General features: G+C 69.7%; 23 protein-coding genes and 1 tRNA gene. 2 read left to right on the forward strand and 22 right to left on the reverse strand.

Annotated features, from left to right (window positions below):
* Window positions 1-316 precede the first annotated feature (316 nt).
* The 5 genes from PROPJV5_RS08025 to PROPJV5_RS08045 form a co-directional block, all read right to left on the reverse strand.
* Entirely contained in the window at window positions 317-964 is a 648-nt protein-coding gene (locus tag PROPJV5_RS08025) for a helix-turn-helix domain-containing protein (protein WP_119715844.1), read from the reverse strand.
* A gap of 118 nt (window positions 965-1082) precedes the next feature.
* The gene (coaE, locus tag PROPJV5_RS08030) at window positions 1083-1736 is read right to left on the reverse strand and encodes a dephospho-CoA kinase (protein ID WP_119715845.1); all 654 of its coding nucleotides are present in this window, start codon (window positions 1734-1736) and stop codon (window positions 1083-1085) included.
* A 7-nt stretch (window positions 1737-1743) separates the two neighbouring features.
* Window positions 1744-2523, reverse strand: coding sequence for a nucleoside phosphorylase (locus PROPJV5_RS08035; protein WP_182858645.1), 780 nt, complete (start codon window positions 2521-2523; stop codon window positions 1744-1746).
* Window positions 2524-2694: 171 nt separating this feature from the next.
* A complete protein-coding gene (gene rpsA, locus PROPJV5_RS08040) occupies window positions 2695-4131 on the reverse strand; it encodes a 30S ribosomal protein S1 (protein ID WP_119715847.1) in 1437 nt (478 codons plus the stop codon).
* 305 nt (window positions 4132-4436) lie between these two features.
* Window positions 4437-5894: an NAD-dependent succinate-semialdehyde dehydrogenase gene (locus tag PROPJV5_RS08045; protein ID WP_119715848.1), complete on the reverse strand. Its 1458-nt coding sequence runs from the start codon at window positions 5892-5894 to the stop codon at window positions 4437-4439.
* A 141-nt stretch (window positions 5895-6035) separates the two neighbouring features.
* Here PROPJV5_RS08045 and PROPJV5_RS08050 point away from each other — a divergent pair, with 141 nt between their 5' ends.
* Complete coding sequence (locus PROPJV5_RS08050) at window positions 6036-6704, forward strand: class F sortase (protein ID WP_119715849.1); 669 nt, start codon at window positions 6036-6038, stop codon at window positions 6702-6704.
* Window positions 6705-6748: 44 nt separating this feature from the next.
* Here PROPJV5_RS08050 and PROPJV5_RS08055 read toward each other — a convergent pair whose 3' ends face one another.
* The 3 genes from PROPJV5_RS08055 to PROPJV5_RS08065 are packed head-to-tail and all read right to left on the reverse strand — an operon-like array spanning window position 6749 to window position 10497.
* Window positions 6749-7093: an MGMT family protein gene (locus PROPJV5_RS08055; RefSeq protein WP_220474391.1), complete on the reverse strand. Its 345-nt coding sequence runs from the start codon at window positions 7091-7093 to the stop codon at window positions 6749-6751.
* 8 nt (window positions 7094-7101) lie between these two features.
* A complete protein-coding gene (gene polA / locus PROPJV5_RS08060) occupies window positions 7102-9819 on the reverse strand; it encodes a DNA polymerase I (RefSeq protein ID WP_119715851.1) in 2718 nt (905 codons plus the stop codon).
* Window positions 9820-9879: 60 nt separating this feature from the next.
* Entirely contained in the window at window positions 9880-10497 is a 618-nt protein-coding gene (locus tag PROPJV5_RS08065) for an ANTAR domain-containing response regulator (protein WP_119715852.1), read from the reverse strand.
* Between the two features lie 186 nt (window positions 10498-10683).
* Between PROPJV5_RS08065 and PROPJV5_RS08070 the strand changes: the two genes are divergently transcribed.
* Window positions 10684-10769 (forward strand) — tRNA-Leu (locus PROPJV5_RS08070).
* A gap of 157 nt (window positions 10770-10926) precedes the next feature.
* Here the strand turns inward: PROPJV5_RS08070 and pyk are convergent.
* From pyk to murD, 14 genes are all read right to left on the reverse strand, one after another.
* Entirely contained in the window at window positions 10927-12387 is a 1461-nt protein-coding gene (gene pyk / locus PROPJV5_RS08075) for a pyruvate kinase (RefSeq protein ID WP_119715853.1), read from the reverse strand.
* Between the two features lie 105 nt (window positions 12388-12492).
* Entirely contained in the window at window positions 12493-13404 is a 912-nt protein-coding gene (locus PROPJV5_RS08080) for an RluA family pseudouridine synthase (RefSeq protein ID WP_119715854.1), read from the reverse strand.
* Window positions 13401-13970 carry a signal peptidase II gene (gene lspA, locus PROPJV5_RS08085; RefSeq protein WP_119715855.1) on the reverse strand — a complete coding sequence of 190 codons (570 nt, stop codon included), beginning with the start codon at window positions 13968-13970 and terminating at the stop codon, window positions 13401-13403. The genes PROPJV5_RS08080 and lspA overlap by 4 nt, the downstream gene beginning before the upstream one ends.
* A gap of 7 nt (window positions 13971-13977) precedes the next feature.
* Window positions 13978-14415, reverse strand: coding sequence for a TraR/DksA family transcriptional regulator (locus PROPJV5_RS08090; protein WP_119715856.1), 438 nt, complete (start codon window positions 14413-14415; stop codon window positions 13978-13980).
* A 117-nt stretch (window positions 14416-14532) separates the two neighbouring features.
* A complete protein-coding gene (locus PROPJV5_RS08095) occupies window positions 14533-15510 on the reverse strand; it encodes a DivIVA domain-containing protein (protein ID WP_119715857.1) in 978 nt (325 codons plus the stop codon).
* A 128-nt stretch (window positions 15511-15638) separates the two neighbouring features.
* Window positions 15639-15926: a YggT family protein gene (locus PROPJV5_RS08100; RefSeq protein ID WP_420812724.1), complete on the reverse strand. Its 288-nt coding sequence runs from the start codon at window positions 15924-15926 to the stop codon at window positions 15639-15641.
* Window positions 15927-15932: 6 nt separating this feature from the next.
* Entirely contained in the window at window positions 15933-16466 is a 534-nt protein-coding gene (locus tag PROPJV5_RS08105) for a cell division protein SepF (RefSeq protein WP_119715858.1), read from the reverse strand.
* A gap of 63 nt (window positions 16467-16529) precedes the next feature.
* Window positions 16530-17321 (reverse strand): purine nucleoside phosphorylase YfiH/LACC1 family protein, encoded by a 792-nt coding sequence (locus tag PROPJV5_RS08110; protein ID WP_119715859.1) that lies wholly within the window; start codon window positions 17319-17321, stop codon window positions 16530-16532.
* Between the two features lie 7 nt (window positions 17322-17328).
* Entirely contained in the window at window positions 17329-18534 is a 1206-nt protein-coding gene (gene ftsZ, locus PROPJV5_RS08115; RefSeq protein WP_119715860.1) for a cell division protein FtsZ, read from the reverse strand.
* A gap of 238 nt (window positions 18535-18772) precedes the next feature.
* On the reverse strand, window positions 18773-19492 hold the full coding sequence (locus PROPJV5_RS08120; protein ID WP_119715861.1) for a cell division protein FtsQ/DivIB: 720 nt from the start codon (window positions 19490-19492) through the stop codon (window positions 18773-18775).
* Window positions 19489-20922: a UDP-N-acetylmuramate--L-alanine ligase gene (gene murC, locus PROPJV5_RS08125; protein ID WP_119715862.1), complete on the reverse strand. Its 1434-nt coding sequence runs from the start codon at window positions 20920-20922 to the stop codon at window positions 19489-19491. Before murC ends, PROPJV5_RS08120 begins: the two co-directional genes overlap by 4 nt.
* Window positions 20909-22018 (reverse strand): undecaprenyldiphospho-muramoylpentapeptide beta-N-acetylglucosaminyltransferase, encoded by a 1110-nt coding sequence (murG, locus tag PROPJV5_RS08130; protein WP_119716005.1) that lies wholly within the window; start codon window positions 22016-22018, stop codon window positions 20909-20911. Before murG ends, murC begins: the two co-directional genes overlap by 14 nt.
* Entirely contained in the window at window positions 22018-23280 is a 1263-nt protein-coding gene (locus PROPJV5_RS08135; protein WP_119715863.1) for a peptidoglycan glycosyltransferase FtsW, read from the reverse strand. Before PROPJV5_RS08135 ends, murG begins: the two co-directional genes overlap by 1 nt.
* Window position 23281: 1 nt before the next feature.
* Window positions 23282-24742 (reverse strand): UDP-N-acetylmuramoyl-L-alanine--D-glutamate ligase, encoded by a 1461-nt coding sequence (gene murD / locus PROPJV5_RS08140; RefSeq protein ID WP_119715864.1) that lies wholly within the window; start codon window positions 24740-24742, stop codon window positions 23282-23284.
* Window positions 24743-24748: the final 6 nt, after the last annotated feature.

Below are 24748 nucleotides of genomic sequence, written 5' to 3' on the forward strand. Positions count from 1 at the left end.
CGACCCGCAACCGGGCGCGCGGGGTCAGGGCTGCGTTAGCGTGAGACACAAGAGGGCCTTTCTGACAGTGGACGACTTCGCAATCCCCACTCAACCAGCAAGGCCCTCCCTTGCGTTCACACCCCTGGATCACAGTCCTTCAACCAACCAGCCCGATCAGTACAGCTAGCCGTGCGCCCGTCCGTGCCGCCTGAACCGGCCCGAGGACCATCTGCTCGCCGCAGCAGCCCCTCAACGAGCGGGCACCCGCCGAACACGGCGGCCGCGCCGAGCGCACAGGCCACGAGAACCCGAAGAAGATCAGCGAGAACCTCATTCATGGTGCCACCGTAGAGGGGGCCACCGACACGCCCATCGCCTCGGCGAGCCGGGCCGTGGCGAGTTCCAGCCCCGCCGCCACCTCGCGGTGGTGGGCGGCCCGCAGGCGCTGGCCGACGGCTTGGGGGCTGATACCCAGGCGCCGGGCGGCCTGTGTCTGGGAGAGACCGGCCTCGACGAGGTCGATGACCTGCCAGCCGGCCGCGCTGCGCCGGTGGATCAGCGCCGCGACGAGGGCGAGCACCGTCTGCGCCTCGTCCAGCGCTCGGAGATTCCGCGTCCCCGCACCACCGACGAACCGTGGCGCGGCCGCAGCAGGGCGCCCAATGGCCTGCCGGGCCGCGAGGTAGGCCGGGCCGCGGGCGGCGCGGGTGGAGTCCGGCAGGGGAAGCTCGACCTCGCCCACGCCGACGCCGACATGCCAGTCCCCCAGCCGCCAGAGCACGGTGACGGCGCGCACGACGGCGGCGGGATCGGCGCTGAGCGCCTGGACCTCGTCTCCTGCCGTGCGTTCGAAACCCAGCCTGAAACCCTCGGCGAGGGGCGCCAGCGCCCGGAGGGCCTCGGGTACCCGGTCCGGCCCGCGCCGGCTCACGCGCTGATCGGCGATCACCACGGCCCAGCACCGGGCTTCGCCTTCAACCATGACCGAGATTCAACCCCTCAAACTTGATTCAAACAACTAAAGCCTCTGTCCTTGATGCCGAATCGGGTTCGTGTCATGCGTCGTGGGCGCAGCGGGCGGCCGCGGCCCCGGGGCGGTCTCAGCGGCAGCGCGCCACGCCGGGGACGACCACCTCATCCCACAGCCGGTCCACCTGGGCGCGCGTCGACTGCGGGGAACCGGCATTGTCGATGACGGTGTCGGCCACGGCCAGGCGCTCGTCGCGGGAGGCCTGCGCCGCTATGCGGCTTCTCGCCTGCTCGGCGCTCATGGCGTTGCGTGCCATCAGGCGCGTCATCTGCACCTCGACCGGCACGTCGACGACCACCAGGTGGTTGAAGTCGTGGGCCCTGCCGGTCTCGACGAGCAGCGGGATGTCGTGCACCACCACCGCTGCGTCGGGTGCGGCGTCCTGCAGTTCGGCGGCGGCGGCGTTGACGAGCGGGTGCGTGATCTCATCCAGCCGGCCCCGTGCGACGCGGTCGGTGAAGACGAGACCGGCGAGCCTTCCCCGGTCGAGCGCGCCCTGTGGGGTGAGGACCGACGGGCCGAACTCCTCGGCGAGGGCCTGCAGGCCCGCGCTCCCCGGCGCGACGACCTGCCGGGCCAGCTGATCGTAGTCGATGTGCACCGCCCCGTGCTCGACGAGAAGGGCGGCGACGGCGCTCTTGCCCGAGGCGATGCCCCCGGTGAGGCCGAGCGTGAAGACCCGGCCCACCGGCGGGCCCGTCACCGTGGGATGCGTGGTCGGCATGGCACGGTCAGCAGGTGAGCCGGCTCAACGCGTCGAGGGCGATCTCGAGGGCCACGCCGCGTGAGCCCCGCCCCCAGTCGCGGTCGTCGTGGCCGTTCTCCAGATCGGCCAGCGTGTCGGCGGTGTAGAAGAGCTGGGCGAACTGTGCCCCTCGGAGCGCGGCGGAGGCCGCCATGGCCGAGCACTCCATGTCGACGATGGCGCAGCCCTCGGCGCGGCGGTGGTTCAGCATGGCCCTGGTCTCCCGGTAGAAGGCGTCGTTCGTCCACACGGGCGCGTCATTGACCCGGTAGCCGGCGGCCTCGACGGCCTGGCCGATGACGGCGCGCATCGCGGGGTCGATGTCGATCCAGCGGCTGGCCGGCACGTACTGGAAGCTCGTTCCCTCGCCTCGCAGCGCCCTGGCCGGGACGACCAGCTCCCCGACCTCCAACGGTTCGAGGGCGCCGCACGAGCCGACGGCGATGGCCTTGCGGACACCGTGCCGGAAGAGCATGTCGGTGTTCATGACGGCCGCCGGGGCGCCCAGCGGCATCATGAGGATCGCGAAATCCCCCTGCGCGTCATGGCCGCGGTAGACCGGGTAGGTGTTGCCTATCTGCTCCAGCGTCTCGATGACGGGCAGGTTCTCGGCGCGGGCGTACTCGTCGACGACCTCGCCGAGGAAGGCGAGGATGGCCCGGCTCGGGTAGCGGTCGGCGGGTATGGACGCGTCCTCGCTCTCGCCGATGAGATCAATGGAGTCATCATCGCGTTCGAGGATGGGCAGGTCGTGGGTGTGAAGCATGAGGTCGGTTCCTGGCTCCGGCCGGCTCAACGCGCGGCCTCGGGCGGGTACGGGGTTCAGCGGACCGGTGGGCTGGGCCCTGCCGGACGCGATGAAGGCCCCAGCCCTTTTCAGGGCCGAGGCCTTCATCCTTTGTGACGTCCGCGTCATGCGACGAGGACGCCGACAGGCTCAGTGGCTGCCCGACAGCTTGTCGCGCAGCGCCTGAAGGGCCTCGTCGGAGGCCAGCGAGCCCTCGTCCCCGGCCGGGGCGGCCGAGTAGCTCGTGCCGGCCTCGGCGGCGGCCTGCTGGTCGGCCTCCTCGGCCTCGGAGGCCTGCTTCTTCAGGGCCAGCCAGCGGGCCTGGGCCTCGGCGTACTGGGCCTCCCAGGCGGCCTGCTGCTCCTCGTAGCCCGGCTTCCACTCGTTGGTCTCCGGGTCGAAGCCCTCGGGGTAGATGTAGTTGCCGTTCTCGTCGTAGCTGGCGGTCATGCCGTACAGCGAGGGGTCGAAGTCGTCGGCTGCGATGTCGACGCCCTCGTTGGCCTGCTTCAGGGACAGGCTGATGCGGCGACGCTCCAGGTCGATGTCGATGATCTTGACCAGGACCTCGGTGTTGACCGAGACGACCTGCTCGGGGATCTCGACGTGACGTTCGGCCAGCTCGGACACGTGCACCAGACCCTCGATGCCCTCCTCGACGCGGACGAAGGCGCCGAACGGGACGAGCTTGGTGACCTTGCCGGGCACGATCTCACCGATCTGGTGGGTGCGGGCGAAGACCTGCCACGGATCCTCCTGCGTGGCCTTGAGCGACAGGGAGACGCGCTCGCGCTCCATGTCGACGTCCAGGACCTCGACGGTGACCGGCTGGCCGACCTCGACGACCTCGCTCGGATGGTCGATGTGCTTCCAGGACAGCTCGGAGACGTGCACCAGACCGTCGACGCCGCCGAGGTCGACGAAGGCGCCGAAGTTGACGATGGAGGAGACGACGCCCTTGCGGATCTGCCCCTTCTGGAGCTGCTCCAGGAAGTTGTGCCGGGTCTCGGACTGGGTCTGCTCGAGCCAGGCGCGGCGCGACAGGACGACGTTGTTGCGGTTCTTGTCGAGCTCGATGATCTTCGCCTCGAGCTCCTGCCCCACGTAGGGCTGCAGATCGCGGACCCGGCGCATCTCGACGAGCGAGGCGGGCAGGAAGCCGCGCAGGCCGATGTCGACGATGAGACCGCCCTTGACGACCTCGATGACGGTGCCGGTGACGACGCCGTCCTCGTCCTTGATCTTCTCGATCGCACCCCAGGCACGCTCGTACTGGGCGCGTTTCTTGGAGAGGATCAGGCGGCCGTCCTTGTCCTCCTTCTGCTGGACGAGGGCCTCGATCTCGTCGCCGACGCTGACGACGTCGAAGGGATCGACATCATGCTTGATGGAGAGTTCCTTGGACGGGATGACGCCTTCGGTCTTGTAGCCGATGTCGAGGAGTACCTCGTCACGATCAACCTTGACGACAGTGCCGGTGACGATGTCGCCGTCGTTGAAGTACTTGATGGTGGCGTCGACTGCGGCTTCGAAGGCCTCAGCGGTGCCGATGTCGTCGATTGCGACGGCCTCAATGGAGGAGGTCATGTAGTAGGGCTCCGATGGTGGATGGTTATTGACTCAGTGCGCCGTGCCTGCTGGCGCGCACGACGGCGACGACGAAATCCGCGAAGAGCCCGCAACCACCGCTGTGAGCACCCGCCCGCGAACCGGGGACGTTGACCACGAACCGGCCCGCCGGCGACGACGCCGCACCCTCTGTCCGGCACGGCGCACACAGCGCAGCGACAAGTTTAGGCGGCCCCGGCGGCCCCGGGCAACCTTCGGATCCGCCGTCGGCCCCTGACCGGGCCCCCGCCCCGGCGACGCCCCGGCCGGGCCCGGCGGCAGGCTCAGCGCCAGGGGTCGGGCAGTGCGACGTACACGGTCTCGAGGTACTCCTCGATCCCCTCGAAGGAGCCCTCACGGCCGATGCCGGACTCCTTGACGCCGCCGAACGGCGCCGCCGCGTTGGAGAACAGGCCCGTGTTGGCGCCGATCATGCCGGTCTCCAGCACGTCCGAGAACCGTTGGATGCGATCGAGGTCCCGGGTGAAGACGTAGCCGGCCAGTCCGACGGGCACCGAGTTGGCGATGGTCAGGGCCTGTTCCTCGGTCGTGAAGGTGGTGATCGGGGCGACGGGCCCGAAGATCTCGGTGGTCATGATCTCGGCGTCGGGGGCCACTCCGGTCAGGACGGTGGGCTGGTAGTAACTGCCGGGCAGGTCGGGGATGCGGGCACCGCAGGTGGCCCTGGCCCCGGCCGCGATGGCACGATCGACCAGACCGGAGAGGGCGTCGCGGTCCGCGGCGGTGATCAACGGCCCCACCTGGGTGCCGGGTTCGGTGCCGGGCCCGCACACGAGCCCGGACAGCCGAGCGGTGAGCTTCTCGGTGAACTCGGGCGCGCACGCCTCGTGGACGATGAACCGGTTGGCCGCGATGCAGGCCTGGCCCATGTTGCGCATCTTCGCGGCGACGGCGCCGTCAACGGCCGCGTCGACGTCGGCGTCATCGAAGACGACGAATGGTGCGTTGCCGCCCAGTTCCATCGAGACGCGCAGGCTGTGCCGGGCTGCCGCTGCCGCGAGCGACTGACCCACCGGTGAGGAGCCGGTGAACGAGAGCTTGCGCAGGCGCGGGTCATCGATGATCGCATCGGTGACGTCGTGGGAACGGCAGGTGATGACATTGACGACACCGTCGGGCAGGCCGACGTCGGCGAGGACCTTCGCGAACAGCAGGGTGGTCAGTGGTGTCGCGCTGGCCGGGCGGATGACGGCGGTGCAGCCGGCGGCCAGGGCCGGCGCGATCTTCCGAGTGGCCATGGCCAGCGGGAAGTTCCACGGGGTGATGAACAGGCAGGGCCCGACCGGGCGCCGGGTGATGAGCTGGCGGAGGTTCCCCTCGGGGGTACCCGCATAGCGGCCGGTGATGCGCGGGGCCTGCTCGGCGAACCAGCGCACGAACTCGGCGCCGTAGGTGACCTCGCCATGGCTCTCGGCCAGTGGTTTGCCCATCTCGAGGGTCATGAGCAGCGCGAAGTCGTCCCTGCGCCGGATGATCTCCTCGAAGGCTGCGCGCAGTAGTTCCGCACGCTCACGAGGAGCGGTGCGGCGCCAGGCCTCCTGCGCCCCGACGGCGGCGTCGAGACCGGCCAGCCCCTGCGTCGCATCGGCGTCGGCGATGGCGGCCAGGATGCTGCCGTCGGCCGGATTCGTCACGTCGAAGGAGCCGGCTGCACCGGGCACCGCCTCGCCACCGATGATCAGCGTCCGGGGGGTGTCTGCTGGAATCGTGTACGAGGCCATGCGCTCACGATAACGCCCGGCCGCCGCCGGGGACGGGCGAGGGCGGCGGCCGGATCGCGGACCGGGACCGGCCTTCCGTCCCCGCTGTTAGGCTGGACGCGTCGTCGTCACCAACCCCGGACGGCCCGACGAAAGGTTCCCGTGAAAAGGTCAACGAAGCGCATCCTCGGCTGGAGCATCCCGCTGCTCGTCGTGGTGATCATCGCCGCCTACTTCGGCTGGCGCTGGCTCAAGACGCGTCCCTCCCAGTACGAGCAGGAGATCCCCGTCTACCCCATCACCCCCACCTCAACTGCCGGCGAGAGCGCTTCCGACGTGCCCGAGGGCTGCTCCCCCAATCCGTCGGAGATCGTGGGCACCCACATCCAGTTCGACGGGCACACCGATGAGTTGACCCTGCTCTCCCTCGGCCTCGACGCCGAGGGCCTGCCCGGCACGCCCCCCGGGGACGAGGGCTACACCCTGGCCTGGTGGAACGGCGGCCCGTCGGTCGGCTCCGGGCAGGGCAAGGTCGTCCTCACCTCGCACACCTTCCGCTACGGCGGCGCGCTCGGCAATGACCTCAACGAGGGGCTGCTCTCCGAGAACGACGTCATCCGGATCAGCGACGACGCCGGGAAGACGGTCTGCTACCGCTTCACCAATGCGCTCAAGATCTTCGTCGACGACTACGATCCCAACTCCAACGTCCTCTACGACGACTACGGCGACCCGATGATCGTCATCGTCGTCTGCTCGGACTACCCGGCCAACGGCGGCGACCCGGCCGCCCGGGTTCTCTACTACGCGGAGCTGGTGCGCGCGGCCTGACCAACGCGGCGGCCTCCTCGCCGGCCCGCCCTGAAGGACCCCGGTCATCGCGTCGGCAGGTCTGCGGTGGCTCGGGCGTAGGCGGCTGCCAGCCGGACGGGATCGGCGCGGTGCACGGCCAGCGCACAGCCGTCACCGCGAGCGTTGAGCCCGATGCCCTCATCGGCCCAGTGCTCCAGCGCCCTGCGCCAGGGCCCGAGCGTCCCCCTGGCATTGACGATGCGCCACCACGGCACGGGCGAGCCGTCGGTCGCCATGATGCGCCCCACCTGGCGCGGACCGGTCCCCACCAGTGCGGCGATGTCGCCGTAGGTGGCCACCTGCCCCGGCGGAACGCACTCGACGGCGCGCAGCACGTACTCGGTGAGCAGGTCGTCGGCCGGGGGCACGGCTGTCCTCAGTGCGCGGCGTCGTTCCAGCTGCGGCCGTAGCCGAAGGAGACCGACAGCGGCACCTTCAGCTCGACGGCATGGGTCATCGCATCGGCGACGATGTCCTGAACCTGCTCGCGTTCGCCGGGAGCGACCTCGAGGACGAGTTCGTCGTGGATCTGCAGCAGCATGCGGCTGGACAGCCCGGCCCGGGCCAGGGCCTGCTCCACCGCGAGCATGGCCACCTTGATGATGTCGGCGGCCGTGCCCTGGATGGGCGCGTTGAGGGCCATCCGCTCGGCCATCTCGCGGCGCTGGCGGTTGGCCGAGTTGAGGTCGGGCAGGTAGCGGCGGCGCCCCATCATCGTCTGCGTGTACCCCTGCTTGCGGGCCTGGACGACGATGTCGGCCAGGTAGTCGCGCACGGCTCCGAAGGTCTTGAAGTACTCCTCCATGAGCTCCCTGGCCGTGGGCACGGGGACACCGAGACGGCTCGACAGTCCGTAGGCCGACAGCCCGTAGGCCAGGCCGTAGTTCATCTGCTTGACGCTGGAGCGCTGGTCGGGGGTGATCGACTCGACCGGAACGCCGAAGACGTGGGAGGCGGTGACCGTGTGGAAGTCGATGCCCGAGGCGAAGGCCTCGATGAGCGCCTCGTCCCCCGAGGCGTCGGCCATGACGCGCATCTCGATCTGGGAGTAGTCGGCGCTCATCAGCCCCTCGTAGCCCTTGGCCGCGACGAACCCGTCGCGGATGCGCCGGCCCTCGGGGGTGCGGATCGGGATGTTCTGCAGGTTCGGCTCGGTGCTCGACAGCCGGCCGGTGCCGGCGACCGTCTGCAGGTAGGTGGTGTGGATGCGGCCGTCGTCACCGACCGACTTCGCCAGGGCGTCGACGATCTGGCGCAGCTTGATGGAGTCGCGGTGGGCCAGCAGGTGCTTGAGGAAGGGGTGCCCGGTCTTGAGGTACAGGCTCTCGAGCGCGGCGGCGTCGGTCGTGTAGCCGCTCTTGGTGCGCTTGGTCCTGGGCATGTTGAGCTGGTCGAAGAGGACGCCCTGCAGCTGTTTCGGTGATCCCAGGTTGATCTCACGGCCGATGACCTCGAAGGCCGCCGCCTGGGCGGCCTGCACCGTGGCGTCGAACTCGTCGTGCAGGTCGGCGAAGACGCCCTCGTCGACCCCGATGCCGCGCCGCTCCATGGCGGCCAGTACCTTCTGGAGCGGCATCTCGAGCTCACGCAGCAGGCCGAGCTGATCGGTCTCCTCGAGTGCCTTGTCGAGGGCGGGTGCGAGCTGCCCGACGGCCCGGGCCCGCACCATGGCCGCCGTCCCGGCCCGCTCGTCGGGGTCGTCCCCGAAGTCAAGGGTCTCCTGGGCCTGTTCCGGCGCCCCGTCACCGGTGTCGAGGGTGAGCCCGAGGTGGCGTCCCACGAGTTCTTCGAGTTCGTAGCGCCGCTGGTCCGGACGCAGGAGATAGGCGGCGAGCTGGGTGTCGCTGACGAGTCCGGCCAGTTCGAGTCCGCGCGCGCTCATGGCCTGCATCGGCCCCTTCGCGTCATGCATGACCTTGGTCGCGCTCGGATCGGCCAGCCACGCCGCCAGCGCGTTGTCGTCGTCGGCGCTCAGCGAGCCGAGGTCGAGCCGGGCGGCCTCGCCGTCGGACGCCGCGAGGGCCAGGTGACTCACGTCACCGGTGCCCGCGCCCCAGTGGCCGGAGGCCTCGACGCCGGTACCGACCCGGGCGTGCTCGGCGAGCCAGCCGCCGAGCGCACCGGGCTCGGGCGTCACGGGTGTGATCGTGACCGAATCGGCGTCGGCCGGGGCGTCCGGCTCATCGGTGGCGAACACCCGGTCGCGCAGCCCCCTGAACTCGAGGGCGTCGAACAGTTCGTTGACGGCTTCGCGGTCGATCGGTCTCCTGGCCAGCCCCTCGGCGGCGGTCTCGAGGGGGAGGTCACGGACCAGGCCGTTGAGGCGCCGGTTGCGCCGCACGTCGTCGAGGTGCTCGCGGAAACTCTGGCCCGCCTTGCCCTTGATCTGCTCGGCGTTGCCGATGAGTTCGTCGAGCCCGCCGTAGGCGCTCAGCCACTTCGCCGCCGTCTTGGGGCCGACACCGGGGACGCCGGGCAGGTTGTCGCTCGTCTCACCGACCAGGGCGGCCAGTTCGGGATACCGCTGCGGCGGCACACCGTACTTGGCCTCGATGGCGGCCGCGTCCATGCGCACCAGGTCGGAGACGCCCTTGCGGGGGTAGAGCACCGTCGTGTTGGAGTCGACGAGCTGGAAGGCGTCGCGGTCGCCCGAGACCACCAGCGACTCCCAGCCGAGTTCGTCGCCCTGCTGCGTCCAGGTGGCCAGGATGTCGTCGCCCTCGTAGCCGGTGAGGCTGGCGTGGACGATGCCCATGGCGTCGAGCACCTGTTCGATCAGCTGGATCTGGCCCGCGAACTCGGGCGGGGTGGCCGATCGGGTCGCCTTGTACTCGGGGTAGGCCTCGGAGCGGAAGGTGCCGCCGGACAGGTCGAAGGTGACGCCCACATGCGTGGGCCTCTCGTCCCGCAGCAGGTTGACGAGCATCGACGTGAAGCCGTACACGGCGTTGGTGTGCTGGCCGGTGGACGTCGAGAAGTTCTCGGCCGGGAGGGCGTAGAAGGCGCGGAAGGCCATGGAGTGGCCGTCGATGAGCAGCAGTCGTGGACGATCGTTCACGCCCACGAGCCTAGGCGCTCCGACCGGCGGTTTCATCCGGACCGGCCCAGAGCCGGCTGTGGAGGGGCCTCGGCGCGGCCCCGCCATTGGTCCTGGTCAGTTCTTCTTGGCCTTGTTGTGGTCGACGACGCCCTCCGCGACCTCGCGCATCGACTTGCGCAGGTCCATGGCGGTCTTCTGGATCCAGCGGAAGGCCTCCGGTTCGCTCATGCCGAGGCTCTCCTGCAGGATGCCCTTCGCCTGGTCGATGATCTTGCGGGAGGCGAGCCGGTCCTCGAGCGAGGAGACCTCCTCGTCGAGGGCGACGATCTCGGCGAACCGCGCGAGGGCGATCTCGATGGCGGGGACGACGTCTGAGGCGTCGAAGGGCTTGACGACGTAGGCCATCGCACCGGCCTCGCGGGCCTTCTCGATCAGCTCGCGCTGACTGAAGGCGGTGAGCATGACGCAGGCGGCGATGCGGTCGCCGGCGATCTGCTCGGCAGCGGTGATGCCGTCCATGACGGGCATGTTGACGTCGAGCACGACGACATCGGGTTTGAGTTCACGAGCCTGGTCGACCGCAGCCTGCCCGTCACCGACCTGGCCGACGACCTCGTAACCCTGTTCGGTGAGGAGTTCGACCAGATCGAGCCGGATGAGCGCCTCATCCTCCGCGACGAGGACGCGAGGCTTCGCGTCGGTTGCTGTACTGTCGGTCTTCTTTGCCACTATCTCTGCTCCTGTCCTGGCTCGTGATTCCTGCCCCAGCAGCGGAAACGGACAGAGCTGTCAGGGACGACACTGCCCACGCCGACCTGAGCATAGCGCTGTGAGACCTGTTGCGGGGTGTTGCATGAAATTGTTCTCAACCACCCGATGTGCTCGTGCACTAGGCGTGTGACACAATGGTCGGCGCCTGCCCGAGTGGCGGAATGGTAGACGCGGCGCACTCAAAATGCGCTGCCCGCGAGGGCGTAGGGGTTCAAGTCCCCTCTCGGGTACCAGCAGGCGAGTGTCGACTGCCCGCCGCTTCGCTGTCGCCTCGGCCATCACCGGTTCACCGTGTTCGCGTGCCGGACCCTCCCGGGACCGGCGAGGGGGCGGGAATCGATTCCCGCCCCCTCGCCCCTGGTGGACCATTCACCGAAGGTGCAGCCGGTTTCACACGGCGTTCTCCATGTACGGCGGCAGCTCGACGGGCTCGACCCAGTTGATGTCCTTGAGACGGTGGACACGCATCGTGTTCGTCTTGCCCTTGATACCCATGGGGGCGCCGCAGACCAGGACGACGACGTCGCCCTCCTCGGCCAGCTTCAGCTCCTGGAGCAGGCGGTTCACCGCGGTGACCATCTCCTCATTGGAGCCGTAGCTCGGGGTCTGGATGACGCGGGCGCCCCAGCAGAGAGTCAGCCAGCGCGCCGTCTTCTCGTCGGGGGTGAAGGCGAGCAGCGGGATGTCCGAGCGCAACCGTGACATGCGGCTCGCGGTGTCACCCGATTGGGTGAAGGCGATGAGATACTTCGCGCCGAGCTGACGGCCCGACGTGGCGGCCGCCATCGCGATGACGCCACCCGTGGTGTGCGGGTCCCATTCGATCTTCGCGATGCTCTCGAAACCCTGCTTCTCGGTGTTCTCGACGATGTTGGCCATCGTCTGGACGGTGATGACCGGGAAGGCGCCCACCGAGGTCTCGCCGGAGAGCATGACGGCGTCTGCGCCGTCGAGGACGGCGTTGGCGACGTCGGAGGCCTCCGCGCGGGTCGGGCGCGGATTCGAGATCATCGAGTCGAGCATCTGGGTGGCGACGATGACCGGCTTGGCCCACATGCGCGCCTTCTGGATGATCGTCTTCTGCACCAGCGGGACCTGCTCGAGCGGCATCTCGACGCCGAGATCACCGCGGGCGACCATGAAGCCGTCGAAGGCGTCGATGATCTCGTCGAGGTTCTCGATGGCCTGCGGCTTCTCGAGTTTGGCGATGACGGGTACGTGCACGCCCTCCTCGTCCATGATCTCGTGAACGCGGTTGACGTCGGCCGCGCGGCGCACGAACGACAGGGCGATCATGTCGAAGTCGTTGCGCAGCGCCCAGCGCAGGTCCTGCTCGTCCTTCTCGGACATGGCCGGCACGTTGACGGCGACGCCGGGCAGGTTGATGCCCTTGTGGTTCGAGACGGGGCCGGCGACGGTCACCCTGGTGACGACGTCGTTGCCCTTGACCTCGATGGCCTCGAGACCGATGTTCCCGTCATCGATGAGAATGCGGTCCCCGGGCTTCACGTCACCGGGCAGACCCTTGTAGGTGGTGGAGGCGCGGTTGGCGTCCCCGAGGACGTCATCGGTGGTGATGGTGAAGGTCTGTCCGTGAGTCAGTTCGACCTTGCCCTCGGCGAAGACGCCGAGACGGATCTTGGGGCCCTGCAGGTCGGCGAGCAGGCCGACGGTCTTGCCGACGGCCTCGGACGCGGCACGGGTCTCGGCCAGCCGACGAGCATGTTCGTCATGGTCGCCGTGGCTCATGTTGAAGCGGGCGACGTCGAGGCCCGCACGGATGATCTCTTCCATTCGCTCCTGGGTCGACGTCGCCGGCCCGAGGGTACAGACAATCTTCGCTCTTCGCACGGCCTCCAGCCTAGCTGAAGCCCCCGGCTCCGGCGCCTGGATGCATCGTCGAGTACCCCGGTTGCACCGATGTGTCACCGCCGACCGCGCGACCCGGTCAACCGCTCAGTCCCGCAGCAGCTCGAGAGCGCGGGTCAAGTCGGGCGGCGGCTCCGACTCGAAGTGCACGTACTCCCCCGATCCGGGGTGGACGAAACCGAGCTCTGCGGCGTGCAGCCACTGACGATCGAGACCGAGCCGGGCCGCCAGCTTCGGGTCCGAGCCGTACAACGGGTCGCCGACGCAGGGATGGTGCAGGGCGGCGAAGTGCACGCGGATCTGGTGGGTCCGCCCCGTCTCGAGGTGGACGCGGACCAGGCAGGCCGACCTCATCATCTCGATCACCTCGTAGTGCGTGATCGAGGGCCGCCCGTCGGCGGTGACCGCGAACTTCCACTCCGAACCGGGATGCCGGCCGATCGGGGCGTCGATGGTCCCCTCGAGGGGGTCGAGGTGGCCCTGGACGAGCGCGAGGTAGACCTTGTCGACGGTGCGGTCGCGGAAGGCGCGTTTGAGCATCGTGTAGGCGTGCTCGGACTTGGCGACGACCATGAGGCCGCTCGTGCCGACATCGAGACGATGGACGATGCCCTGGCGCTCGGGGGCGCCCGACGTGGTGATCCGGAAACCCGCCCCGGCAAGGCCGCTGACGACGTCGGGTCCGTCCCAGCCGAGTGAGGGATGGGCGGCCACGGCGGCCGGTTTGTCGACGACGACGATGTCCGGGTCGTCGTACACGATCGACATGTCGTCGATGCGCACGGGCCTGACGCCGGACCGGCGCTCGGCCAGGTCGATGTCGAACACCTGTCCGGGGCTCACGCGTTGGGAGGCCTTCGTCACGAGGGCACCGTCGAGCAGCACCTTGCCCTCGGCGATGAGCGCGGCCAGACGCGAACGGGTGAGTCCGGTCATCCGGGCTGCGGCGACATCGGCACGTTCACCGGCCAGGCCGTCGGGAACGAGCAGGACGCTCACGAGCCCTCCTCCGCCGTGCCGGAGGCCCCGCCGGTACGGGCGAGGTCCACCGCGTCGGCCCTCTTGACGGCCCTCTCCACGGCGCGGTCGGAGCGCACGGCCCACCAGATGAAGAGGATCGCGGCGCTGGTGATGCACACATCGGCGACGTTGAACACCGCGAAGTAGCGCACGGCGATGAAGTCGACGACGGTGCCGCGCATCGGCCCGGGCTCGCGGAGGAGGCGATCGAGCAGGTTGCCGGCAATGCCGGCCGCGATGAGTCCGGAGGCCAAGCTGGTCAGCCGGCCGCGGGCGCGCGGGAAGACCCAGACGAGCACGAAGGCGAGTGCGATGATCGACAGGCAGCTGAGGCCGATCGTGAACGAGGTGCCCATCGAGAAGGCGGCGCCCGAGTTGTAGACCACGTGCAGGCTCAGCCAGCCGGGGATGATCTGGTGGTCGTGCGAGGACAGGGCGTGCAGCGCCCAGTGCTTCGTCACCCGGTCGAGAACGAGGCCGAGGACGGCGACGGTGACCATGACCGCGCGCGTCGCTCTCAGCCGCGGATGCGCGCGGCGGGACATCACAGGGTCAGCGCCTCTCGGCGCGCTGCTTGCACGAGACACACATGGTGGCCTTGGGGAACACCTCCATGCGCGCCTTGCCGATCGGGTTGCCGCAGTTCTCGCAGACGCCGAACTGGCCGGCCTCGAGACGGCGCAGCGCTGCCTCGTTCTGCTCCAGCAGGGTGCGGGTGTTCGCGTTCATGCTGAGTTCCTGGTCGCGCTCGAAGTTCGTGGAGCTGACGTCCCCCGGATCCTTGCCCGAGGTGTCGCTGCTCTCGCCCATCAGCTGTTCGAGTTCGGCGTCCGAGGCCTCGACGGCCCGGCGCATGCGTTCGATCTCGGCGATGAGATCTGCACGCACCTCGATCACTTCTTCCGCGGTCCACGCCTCCTCGCCGTCCAGGACGGGCAGTGCGACAGCGATCTGCTGCGCCGCTGCCACGGACAAACCATTAGTCGTCATCGTTCAACTTCCTCCAGACGGTGACCACCTCGTAGAGGGACCATACACCAGCGGCCGATGATGGCCCATACCATCATCGGCCGCGGTGGCAGTCTGATCGTGCTGCTCAGCCCTGTCTCAGTCCTCCTGATTGCCCAGGAGAGCGTCGAGGCGAGGGGTCTGGCCGCCTGCGGTGGGCCGCAGGGAGAGGCTGCGCAGGCTTTCGAGGTGGCGCTGGATCTGCCCCTCGATGTTGCTGCGGTACTCCGACTCGAAGCCGCGCAGCTGGCTCACCGAGGCGGTGAGATTGTCCCGCTCCGCCTCGAGGGCGCTCAACAGCTCCGTACGCTTGCTGGCGACCTCGCCGTCCAGGGCGTCGGCGCGCTGCTGGGCCTCGTCCGTGACCCTCTTGGCGTTCTCCTGCGCTTCGGCGGTGACACGGTCGGCGGTGTTCCGGGCCTCGTAGTCGAGCCGGGCCGCCTTCTGGGTGGCCTCCTCGACGAGCTGGTCGGCCTGGACCCGGGCATCGGATCGGATCCTCTCGGCCTCGCTCTCGGCGCTGGACTGCACCTCGGCGGCCTTCCGGTTGGCCTCCTCGACGAGCTGGTCGGCCTCGCGGGTGCTCATCTCGAGCAGCCGGGCGGCCCACGGGCCGGCCTCCTCGGCGGTGGTGACGACGATGTGCTGCGGTTCGCCGCTGACAGCGGGCTGAACGCTCGTCGCGGTCGCCGCGTTCTGGGCGTCCTGCAGCTGGGACTGCAACTCGGCGATCCGCGCGCGCAGCTGCTCGTTCTCGCCGGAGAGCTGCGCAGCCGCGGCGGAGCCCTGGTCCGAGGACGAGCGCAGATCGTTCAGCTGGGCGCGCAGCTGCTCGTTCTCCTGACCGAGGCTGGCGACCTGGCTGTTGAGCTGTTCGACCTGCTGGCCGAGCTTGGCGTTCTCCTCGCCGGAGCCGGCATTCGCCTTGAGCTTCTCGTTCTCGTTGACCAGATCTGCATAGCTGATCTCGAGTTCGTCCATGAACTTGTCGACAGAGCTGGCGCGGTAGCCGTCCTCATTGGGCTTGCGGGCCATGGGGAAACGGATACTGCGAACCTCGTCAAGGGACAGCGTCATCTGTGCGCTCCAAACCTCGATATTGATTCCAAATCCTGCCCGCAACTGCGGGGACAGCCCCGAGGCTACCCTGCTTGCCCCAAACAGGTGCAGTCGGACACTCAAAACTCAACTTCGGGTTGAGACTCTCACACGAGCCACCACACCATCCTCTGAAGCATGACGACGGCGAGAAAGACGACCATGAAGGCGACGTCCAGACCGATGGTCCCGATCCTGATGGGCTTGATGTAGCGCCGCACGAACTTGATCGGAGGATCGGTCACCGTGTAGATCGCCTCGAATACCGCGGCCGCCGCGCCCCGGGGCCGGAAGTCGGGCACGAGCAGCGGGATCCAGCTGATGACCATGCGTGCGATGAGCACCCACAGGTAGATGCTGCACAGCATCGAGAGGAGACGGACGAGCAAGAACACGGGCACTCAGCTCTGGTTGAAGAAGCTGGGGCTGGCGAGCCGCTGCTTGTCCTCGGCAGTGACGTGGACGTTGCGCGGGCTGAGCAGGAAGACCTTGCTCGTGACGCGTTCGATGGAGCCTCGCAGGCCGAAGATGAGCCCGGCCGCGAAGTCGACCAGCCGTTTGGCGTCCGCGTCATCCATGTCGGTGAGGTTCATGATGACGGGGGTCCCCTCCCGGAAGCTCTCGCCGATGGTGCGCGCCTCGTTGTAGGTGCGGGGGCGGACCGAGATGATGCGGGCGAGATCGGCGGGCTGCGATTCCTCGGCCTCGTCGTCGATGTCGTGGGAGGCACGATGCTCGTGCGAGCCGGGTGAGGCCGCCTGCTTGGGACGCCGGTCGGGCAGCCGGGTGACGGTGGAGACCTGGACGGATTCCTCGGCCACCGCGTCGGTGTAGACCGAATCGGTGTAGTCGCCCCGCTCGGCAGGCTCCTCAGCGAAGCGGTCATCACTGACCAGACCCAGCCACACTGCGGCCTTCCTCATCGCTCCCGGCATGCCGTCCCCCTCTGATCAGCCGCGGTTGTCCATGAATGACACGACTGGAATTAGGGTACCTGTTCAGCCCCTGCTATCGGAACGATCACCTCGCTCGGCGCGCCAGATCAGGCCGATCTGCCGGCCGGTGACGCCGCGGTCCCGCCGGTGGCTGAACAGCTGAGGCGTCGTGCGGGTGCACGGGTCGTGGTGCTCGACGCCGACGCCGTCGCGTTCCAGCACGGCGTGCACCCCGGCCCCCAGGTCGAGGGAGGGCGTGCCCCAGCTCGTCGTGGCGCCCAGCTCGGGGATGATCGCGCAGGATTCGGCCTGCATCTCGGGCGGCACCTCGTAGCAGTCGCCGCAGATGTGCGGGCCGACCCACGCGTGGATGCTCGTCGCACCGAGTTCACGCATCCGGCGGACCGTGGCCGCCAGAACCCCGGCCAGCAGGCCTCGGCGGCCGGCATGGGCGGCGCCGATGACGCCGGCCCGGGCGTCGGCGAGCAGGACCGGAACGCAGTCGGCCACTCGGATGGCCAGTGGTGCTCCGGGCAGGGCGGTGACCAGGGCGTCGGCCTCTGCCAGCGGGCGCCGGCTGGGTCCGCTGGCCCCCAGCCAGTCGTCCGGGCCGGGCAGGTCGGCTCGGGTGATGGTCTTGACGGTGGTGCCGTGCACCTGGTGGACGACGCTGATCGGCGCCAAGGCGAGCCTGGCGCGCAGGGCCGTCATGTTGGCGCTCAACGCGGCCGGGTCGTCCTCGCCAGCTCGTCCGAGGTTCAGTGCGGCGAAGGCGCCTTCGGAGGCCCCGCCCTCGCGGTCGGTGAAGGCCACGCCGACGCCGTCGGCGCCCGGCTCGCTGAGGAAGGCGAACACCGGCCCGTCACTTCATGAAGTCGGGAATGTCCAGGTCATCGTCGTCCTCGGCCGGCCCGGCGCCCTGTTCGGCCCCGACCCCGGTACGGCGTGTCGGCTCCTCCTCGTTCTCGGCGGGGGCCTGCGACACGAACGACGTGCGGCCGGCAGAGCGCGCCGGCTGATTCTGCTCGGGACGTTCCTGGGCCGGGCGTTGCCCGGCGGGGCGGGTCTGCGGGCGGTCGGCCACCGCGGGACGACGGACCGGGACCGACTGTGAACTCTGGTCGCTGTCGAACCCGGCGGCGATGACGGTGACCCGCACCTCGTCGCCCAGCGCGTCATCGATGACGGTGCCGAAGATGATGTTGGCGTCCTCGGCGGCGGCCTCCTCGATGAGATCCGCGGCCTCGGAGACCTCGAACAGGCCGAGGTCGGAGCCGCCCGCGATCGAGAGGAGAACACCCTTGGCCCCGTCGATGGTGGCCTCGAGGAGGGGACTGTTGATGGCCTGCTCGGCGGCCGAACGGGCCCGGTCCTCGCCGCGCGCCGAGCCGATGCCCATGAGCGCGGATCCGGCGTCCTTCATGACCGATTTCACATCGGCGAAGTCGAGGTTGATCAGGCCCGGCGTGGTGATGAGGTCGGTGATGCCCGAGACGCCCTGCATGAGCACCTGGTCGGCCTGCTTGAAGGAGTCGAGGATCGACATCTGACGGTCTGTCATCTCGAGCAGTTTCTCGTTCGGGATGACGATCAGCGTGTCGACTTCCTCGGACAGGCTCCCGATGCCCTCATCGGCCTGCCGGGCGCGACGCTTGCCCTCGAAACGGAACGGGCGGGTGACGACGCCGATGGTCAGGGCGCCCAGCGACCGGGCGATCTTCGCGACGACGGGGGCCCCGCCGGTTCCCGTGCCGCCGCCCTCCCCGGCGGTGACGAACACCATGTCGGCGCCCTTGAGGGTCTCCTCGATCTCGTCGGCGTGGTCCTCGGCCGCCTGCCGTCCGGTCTCGGGGTTGGCGCCCGCACCAAGACCCCTGGTCAGTTCACGGCCGATGTCGAGTTTGACATCGGCATCGCTCATGAGCAGCGCCTGCGCGTCGGTGTTGACGGCGATGAACTCGACCCCCTTGAGACCATCTTCGATCATGCGGTTGACGGCGTTGACACCACCACCACCGACGCCCACGACCTTGATGACCGCCAGGTAGTTCTGGGACGCAGTTGCCACGAGAGTCCGCCTCATTCCTCGGGAGCCGCCGGGACCGCCCCCACCATACCGACTTGCTGGATCGAGTGCGTCCTGGCAGCGAGCCGCCAAGACTGATGCTCAGGCTAGGGAAGGCGGGGGTCTTAGTCCAACAGCCTCGGCGTGTTCAGCTCAGAATCTAAACCTGTGGTCGAGACATTGAGTGCCGAACCGTGACGGCACCTGCCAGGGCCCGAGCCGGGCATGATCGGCGGCCCGGTCAGGAGGCAGCGGGCCTGGAGGGCGCCGAGACGTCGTAACTGGTGTAGTCCCCGCCCTGGGCCAGCAGGACATCGATGACGGAGGCCTTCTCGGCGGACTGCTCGGCGCTGCCCCAGAAGATGGTGACGTTCCCGTCATCGATCCGGAAACTGATGGAGTCGGGAGAGTCGGCACCGACCTCGGTGAGCCGGTCGCGCACGGCCTGGGGCAGGGCGTTCGTCGCGGTGGCGACGTCGGCACGCAGATCCTGGTCGTCGGCGTCGGCGAGAGTGGCGATCGGTGCGGCGCCCCGGTCGGTGCTCGTGGCGAAGACGACGCCCTCGGCGTCAACCTGGCCGAAGCCGGCGCCCTGGGCGATCTGGTAGACGGCGGTGCGCTCGGTGACCTCGATGCGCACGGTACGCGGCCAGGCGCGCACCATTTCCGCGTCGGCAACGGTTGTCAGCTGCTTGACCCGGCCGGTGACCTCGTCGGCGTCGAGCCGGGCGAGCGGGGTGCCGGCTGGGACGGCCGCGGCGGCCACGACGTCCTCGTCCGACGTCAGCGTCGTGCCGGTGACCTCGACGTCGCCGACCACGAGCAGCGGGGAGAACCCGACCAGCCAGACGAGCCCGGCCAGTACGAGCGCGATGATCGCGCCGAAGGCGATTCTCCTGTTGCGCCTGCGGGCCCTGGCCCGCTGCCGCACCCTCAGCGCCTGATCCAGGTCGGAGCTCATGGCCGGTGCCCCGCGAGCCGGTCGAGCAGCGCCGGACCGGCCCGGGTGATGTCACCGGCTCCGATCGTCATGACGAGATCGCCGCCGCGCACGAGCGCGGCCAGCTCGCCGGGGAGGGCGGTCTTGTCCTGCACGTACCGCACGCGCGCGCCTGCCGCCCGCGCCGCGTCGGCGACGAGTTCACCGGTGACCCCGGGGATGGGTTCCTCACGAGCCGGGTAGACGTCGGTCACGACGACGAGGTCCGCCCGGGCCAGTGCCTGGCCGAAGGCGTCGGCGAAGTCGAGCGTCCGGCTGAACAGGTGGGGTTGGAAGCAGGCCACCAGCCGCCCCTGCCCGGCCACCCGGCGGCCTGCCGACAGGGCCGCGGCGATCTCGGTGGGATGGTGAGCATAGTCGTCGACGACGGTGACGGTTCCGCCGTCGAGTTCGGCGGTGCCCAGAAGCTGGAACCGGCGGTGGGTACCGGCGAATGACGTCGCACCGGCGCCCAGCGCGTCCTCGTCGAGGCCCAGCAGTTTCCCGACGACGAAGGCGGCGGCGGCGTTCTGCACGTTGTGGCGGCCGGGCACCGACAGGTTGAGGACGTGGTCGCTGCCGTCGTGGCTGAGTACCGCACGCCCGGTCATGCCGGAGAAGCCGATGTCGGTCAGGCGCGCGTCGGCGTCGTCCGCCTCGCCGTAGGTGATGACCCGGGCCGTCGTCGAGGGGTCGTGGCGCAGCCGTTCGGCCAGGGCCCGCGCTCCCGGGTCGTCGGCATTGACGACGACCTGCTCGACCGGTTCGGCCGTGGCGAACCGGTCGAAGCCGGCCGCGTAGTTCTCGGGGCTGCCCCAGTTGTCCAGGTGGTCGGCCTCGACGTTGGTGATCACGGCGATGTTCGTCGGGTACTGCAAGAAGGAGCCGTCGGACTCGTCGGCCTCGACGATGAAGCAGTCGCCGTGGCCGATGTGGGCGGACTGGCCCGTCGTGGCCAGCGGGGAACCGATGACGTAGCTCGGGTCGGCCCCGGCGGCCGCGACCATGGTGGCGATCATCGCGCTGGTCGTCGTCTTGCCGTGGGTGCCCGCCACTGCGACGGTGCGGTGGCCGAGCATGAGCGCGGCCAGCGCCGTGCTGCGGTGCCAGACTCGCAGCCCGGCCCGGCGGGCGGCCACGAGTTCGGGATTGTCCGCCTTGATGGCGCTTGAGACGACGACGGTGCTGACCCCATCGAGCTGGGCCGGGTCGTGGCCGACGTGGGCGGGGATGCCCATCGCCGCCAGGTGCCTCAGGGTCGGCGAGTCGGCCTGGTCGCAGCCGCTGACCGGGATGCCCAGCTCGTGGTAGCCGATGGCGATGCCGCTCATGCCGGTGCCGCCCATGGCGATGAAGTGCAGGGCGCCCAGCTGATCGGGGGGCACGAGGTCGACGGGTTCACGAAGCGGCACGGCCCGCCTCCTCGAGGATGGTCTCGGCGACCCGCCGGGCGGCCCCGGGCGGCATGACCTCCTGGGCGGCGGCACCCATCCGCTCCAGTCGCGCCCGGTCCCCCATGAGGGGAACGAGTTCGCCGACGAGCCGGTCACCGTCGAGTTCGGCATCGGGCACGAGCAGGGCGGCGCCCGCCTCGACGAGCGGTGCGGCATTGCGGGCCTGCTCGCCGTTGCCGATCGGCAGCGGCACCATGAGCGCGGGCAGGCCGACGGTGGCCGTCTCGACGACGGTGCCGGCGCCGGAGCGGCCCAGCATGAAGTCGGCGGCTGCGTAGGCGTTGTCCATGTCATGAACGTAGGCCAGCGGGTGGTAGCCGGCACCGGTCGACTCGTCGACGACGGCCTGGTCGTCGTGGAAGTTCTTCATGCCGAGCACGTGCAGCACCTGGATGCCGGCGGCCAGCAACGCGTCCCTCGCATCGGTGACGGCCCTGTTGATCGAGCGGGCCCCCGAGGAGCCGCCCGAGACGAGCAGGACGGGCAGGTCGTCACGCAGGCCGTAGCGGGCGCGGGCGGCCGCGCGGCGCGAGGCCCTGCCCTGCTCGGCCAGTTCGGCGATGGCCGAGCGCACCGGAAGACCCACCTGCCGGGCCCCCGGGAGCGGTGTGCCGGGGAAGGAGGTCAGGACCGCCGCCGCGAAGCGGGCGGCGACGCGGTTGGCCAGCCCGGGCAGGGCGTTCTGCTCATGGATGATCACGGGGATGCGCCTGCGGCGAGCCGCCAGGTAGGCGGGCATCGAGACGTAGCCGCCGAAACCGACGAGCGCCTCGGCGCGGGCGTCGTCGAGGATCCGGCCTGCCTGACGGACGGCCTCGCGGAGCCTGAAGGGCACCTTGAACAGGTCGCCGGTGACCCTGCGGGGCATCGGCACCGGCGGGATGAGACGCAGTTCGAGCCCGGCCTCGGGGATGACGCGGGTCTCGAGCCCCTTGGGGGTGCCGATGCACAGCACCGTACCGTGCGGGTCGAGTTGCTTCAGCTGCTCGGCGGTGGCGATGAGCGGCGAGGTGTGACCAGCCGTCCCACCCCCCGCCAGCACGACATTGACCATCATCGTCCCTTTCCATCGACCACTGAGGTGACGCGCACCGTCCGCTCCCGGGTGGGCGTGCCGCGGCGCGCAAAGGCGGCCATCGCCTCCGGCTCGTGACGTGCCGCCGCCAGCAGCACCCCGACCGCCATGAGGTTGGCGATGAGTGAGGAACCGCCATAGCTGATGAATGGCAGCGGCACGCCCATGACGGGGATCATCCGCATGGCGACGGCGATGTTGCAGATGGCCTGGATGAGCAGCCAGGCGGTCACCGAGGCGGCGGACATGCGCCAGAAGACGCGCGTACTGCGGGCGGCGATGCGCATGCCGATCAGGCCGAGCCCGAGGAACAGCCCGATCACGACGATCGTGCCGAACAACCCCAGCTCCTCGCCGAGCACCGCGAAGACGTAGTCGTTCAGTGCGCCGTCGTACAGGCCGCCCCACTTGGCCCTGCTGCGTCCCAGGCCGACGCCCCACCAGCCGCCGGTGGCCAGGGCGTAGACGGCGTTGAGCGGCTGCTCCGAGGTCCCGACGGTGTCCGAACCCGAGACGAGGGCCTGGATGCGCTGCACGCGCCCCGGGCTGGTCACGACCATCCCCGCGACGAGCAGCACGGCGGCCGTGATGACGGCGGCGAGCAGGTACCAGGGGGTGCCGATGAACCAGAACATCGCGAGCATGATCGCCAGCAGGATGACGCCCGTCCCGAGGTCGTGCCCGCCGATGACGACCAGACCGATGATCGCGACGAAACCGAGGGCCGCCGGGATGAAGAGGGTGGCGGGCCTGGTCAGCTGCTTGTGCTTGACCGCGAAGATGCCCGCCGCCCACAGGATGAGGCCGAGCTTGGCGAATTCCGAGGGCTGCAGGCTGAGCGGCCCCATGTGGAGCCAGTTCCGGTTGCCCTTGTTCGACGCGCCGTCGGCCGCCTCCCCGAGGGGCGTGAAGACGACCAGGAGTTCGGCAAGGATCATCGCGATGACGAGCAGCCAGCCGACCATGCTGAGCGTCTGCTCGCTGCGCCGCGAGATCCACCAGGCCAGCGGCACGCCGAGAGCCAGGTAGATCATGTGGCGACCGAAGAAGTAGTACGCGTTGCCCAGGTTCTCTGCGGCGTAGACGGACGACGAGCTGAGCACCATGAGCACGCCGAGACCGACGAGCAGCCCGGCGCAGGACATCACGAGGTAGTAGTCGGCGGCGGGGCGCATGAGCGCCTCGTGGAAGAGATCCGTGCCCCGGCCCGATCCCCGCGGCCGCTCACCGGACGCAGCCATGTCAGGAGCCCTGACCGGTCATGGCCCGGACCGCCGCGGCGAAGTCGTCGCCGCGCTGGGCGTAGCCGGGCCACATGTCCTTCGAGGCGCACCCCGGGGCCAGCAGCACGGTGTCGCCGGGGACCGCCAGCTGGGCCGCGCGGCGCACGGCCTCGGCCATGAGAGACGTGTCGGCCCCGTCGAGGACGACGACCGGCACCTCGGGGGCGTGGGCGGCCAGCGCCTCGGCGACGAGCCGACGGTCTGCGCCCAGCAGGACGGCGCCGCGCAGCCGTTCGCGGTGCGCGGCGACCAGTTCGTCGAACGAGGTGCCCTTGGCCTGGCCGCCGGCGATCCACACGATGTGGTCGAAGGCCCGCATGGACGAGTTCGCGGCGTGCGGGTTGGTGGCCTTGGAGTCGTCGACCCACCGCACGCCATCGGCCTCGGCGATCGTCTCGATGTGGTGGCCGCTCAGCCGCACGTCGCGCAGCCCCTGGGCGACGGCGCCGGCCGGGACGCCGGAGCTGCGGGCCAGGGCGGCGGCGGCCAGGGCGTTCTCGACGTTGTGCGGGGCGTACGGCTGGACGTCACTCAGCGAGGCGAGCGGCAGGGCCGAGGTCTGGCGCTGCCGGATGAAGGCCCGGTCGACGATCTGATCGTCCACGACACCCAGCTGCGCGACCGACGGAATCCCCAGGGTGAAGCCGATGGCGCGGGCGCCCTCGACGACGTCGGCGTCGGCGACCATCCGGCGCGTGGCGGGTTCGGCGACGTTGTACACGCACGCGTGGTGCACCTGGTTGAAGATGCGGGCCTTGTCCGCCCCGTAGGCGGCCATCGCGGCGTCGGCGTCGCCGGCGTAGTCGTACCACTCGAGGTGGTCGGCGTGCAGGTTGAGGACGGCGGCCGAGTGCAGGGCCAGGGAGGGCGACCAGTGCAGCTGGAAACTCGACAGCTCGACGGCGAAGACCTCGTAGCCGGCCGGGTCGTTGATGGCCTCGATGATCGGGCGGCCGATGTTGCCGACGGCCGCCGACCTGAGGCCGGCCGCGCGCAGCATGGCGTCGAGCATCTGCGTGGTCGTCGTCTTGCCGTTGGTGCCGGTGACGCCCAGCCAGGTGATCCGGCGGTCCGCGGGCATGAGACGCCAGGCCAGCTCCGGTTCGCCCCAGATCGGCAGTCCGGCCCCGGCGGCCTGGGCGAGCAATGGCCAGTCGGGACGCCAGCCCGGTGACGTGATGACCAGATCGGTCCCCTCGGGCAGGCGGGCGCTGGAACCGGGGCCGAGGCGGACCTCGGCCCCGAGGGTCTGCAGGATCCGGCCGTGCTCGTGGAGGGAGGGGCTCTCGGCGTCATCGAGCACGGTGACGGCGGCACCCAGCTCGAGCATCGCATCCGCCGCCGCGTATCCCGAGGTGCCCAGTCCTGCGACGACGACATGGGCCTGCTCCCACGGCGAGGTCCTGTCGGCAGTCGGCATCCAGTC

The organism is Propionibacterium ruminifibrarum, from assembly GCF_900289195.1.
GTDB classification, from domain to species: domain Bacteria; phylum Actinomycetota; class Actinomycetes; order Propionibacteriales; family Propionibacteriaceae; genus Propionibacterium; species Propionibacterium ruminifibrarum.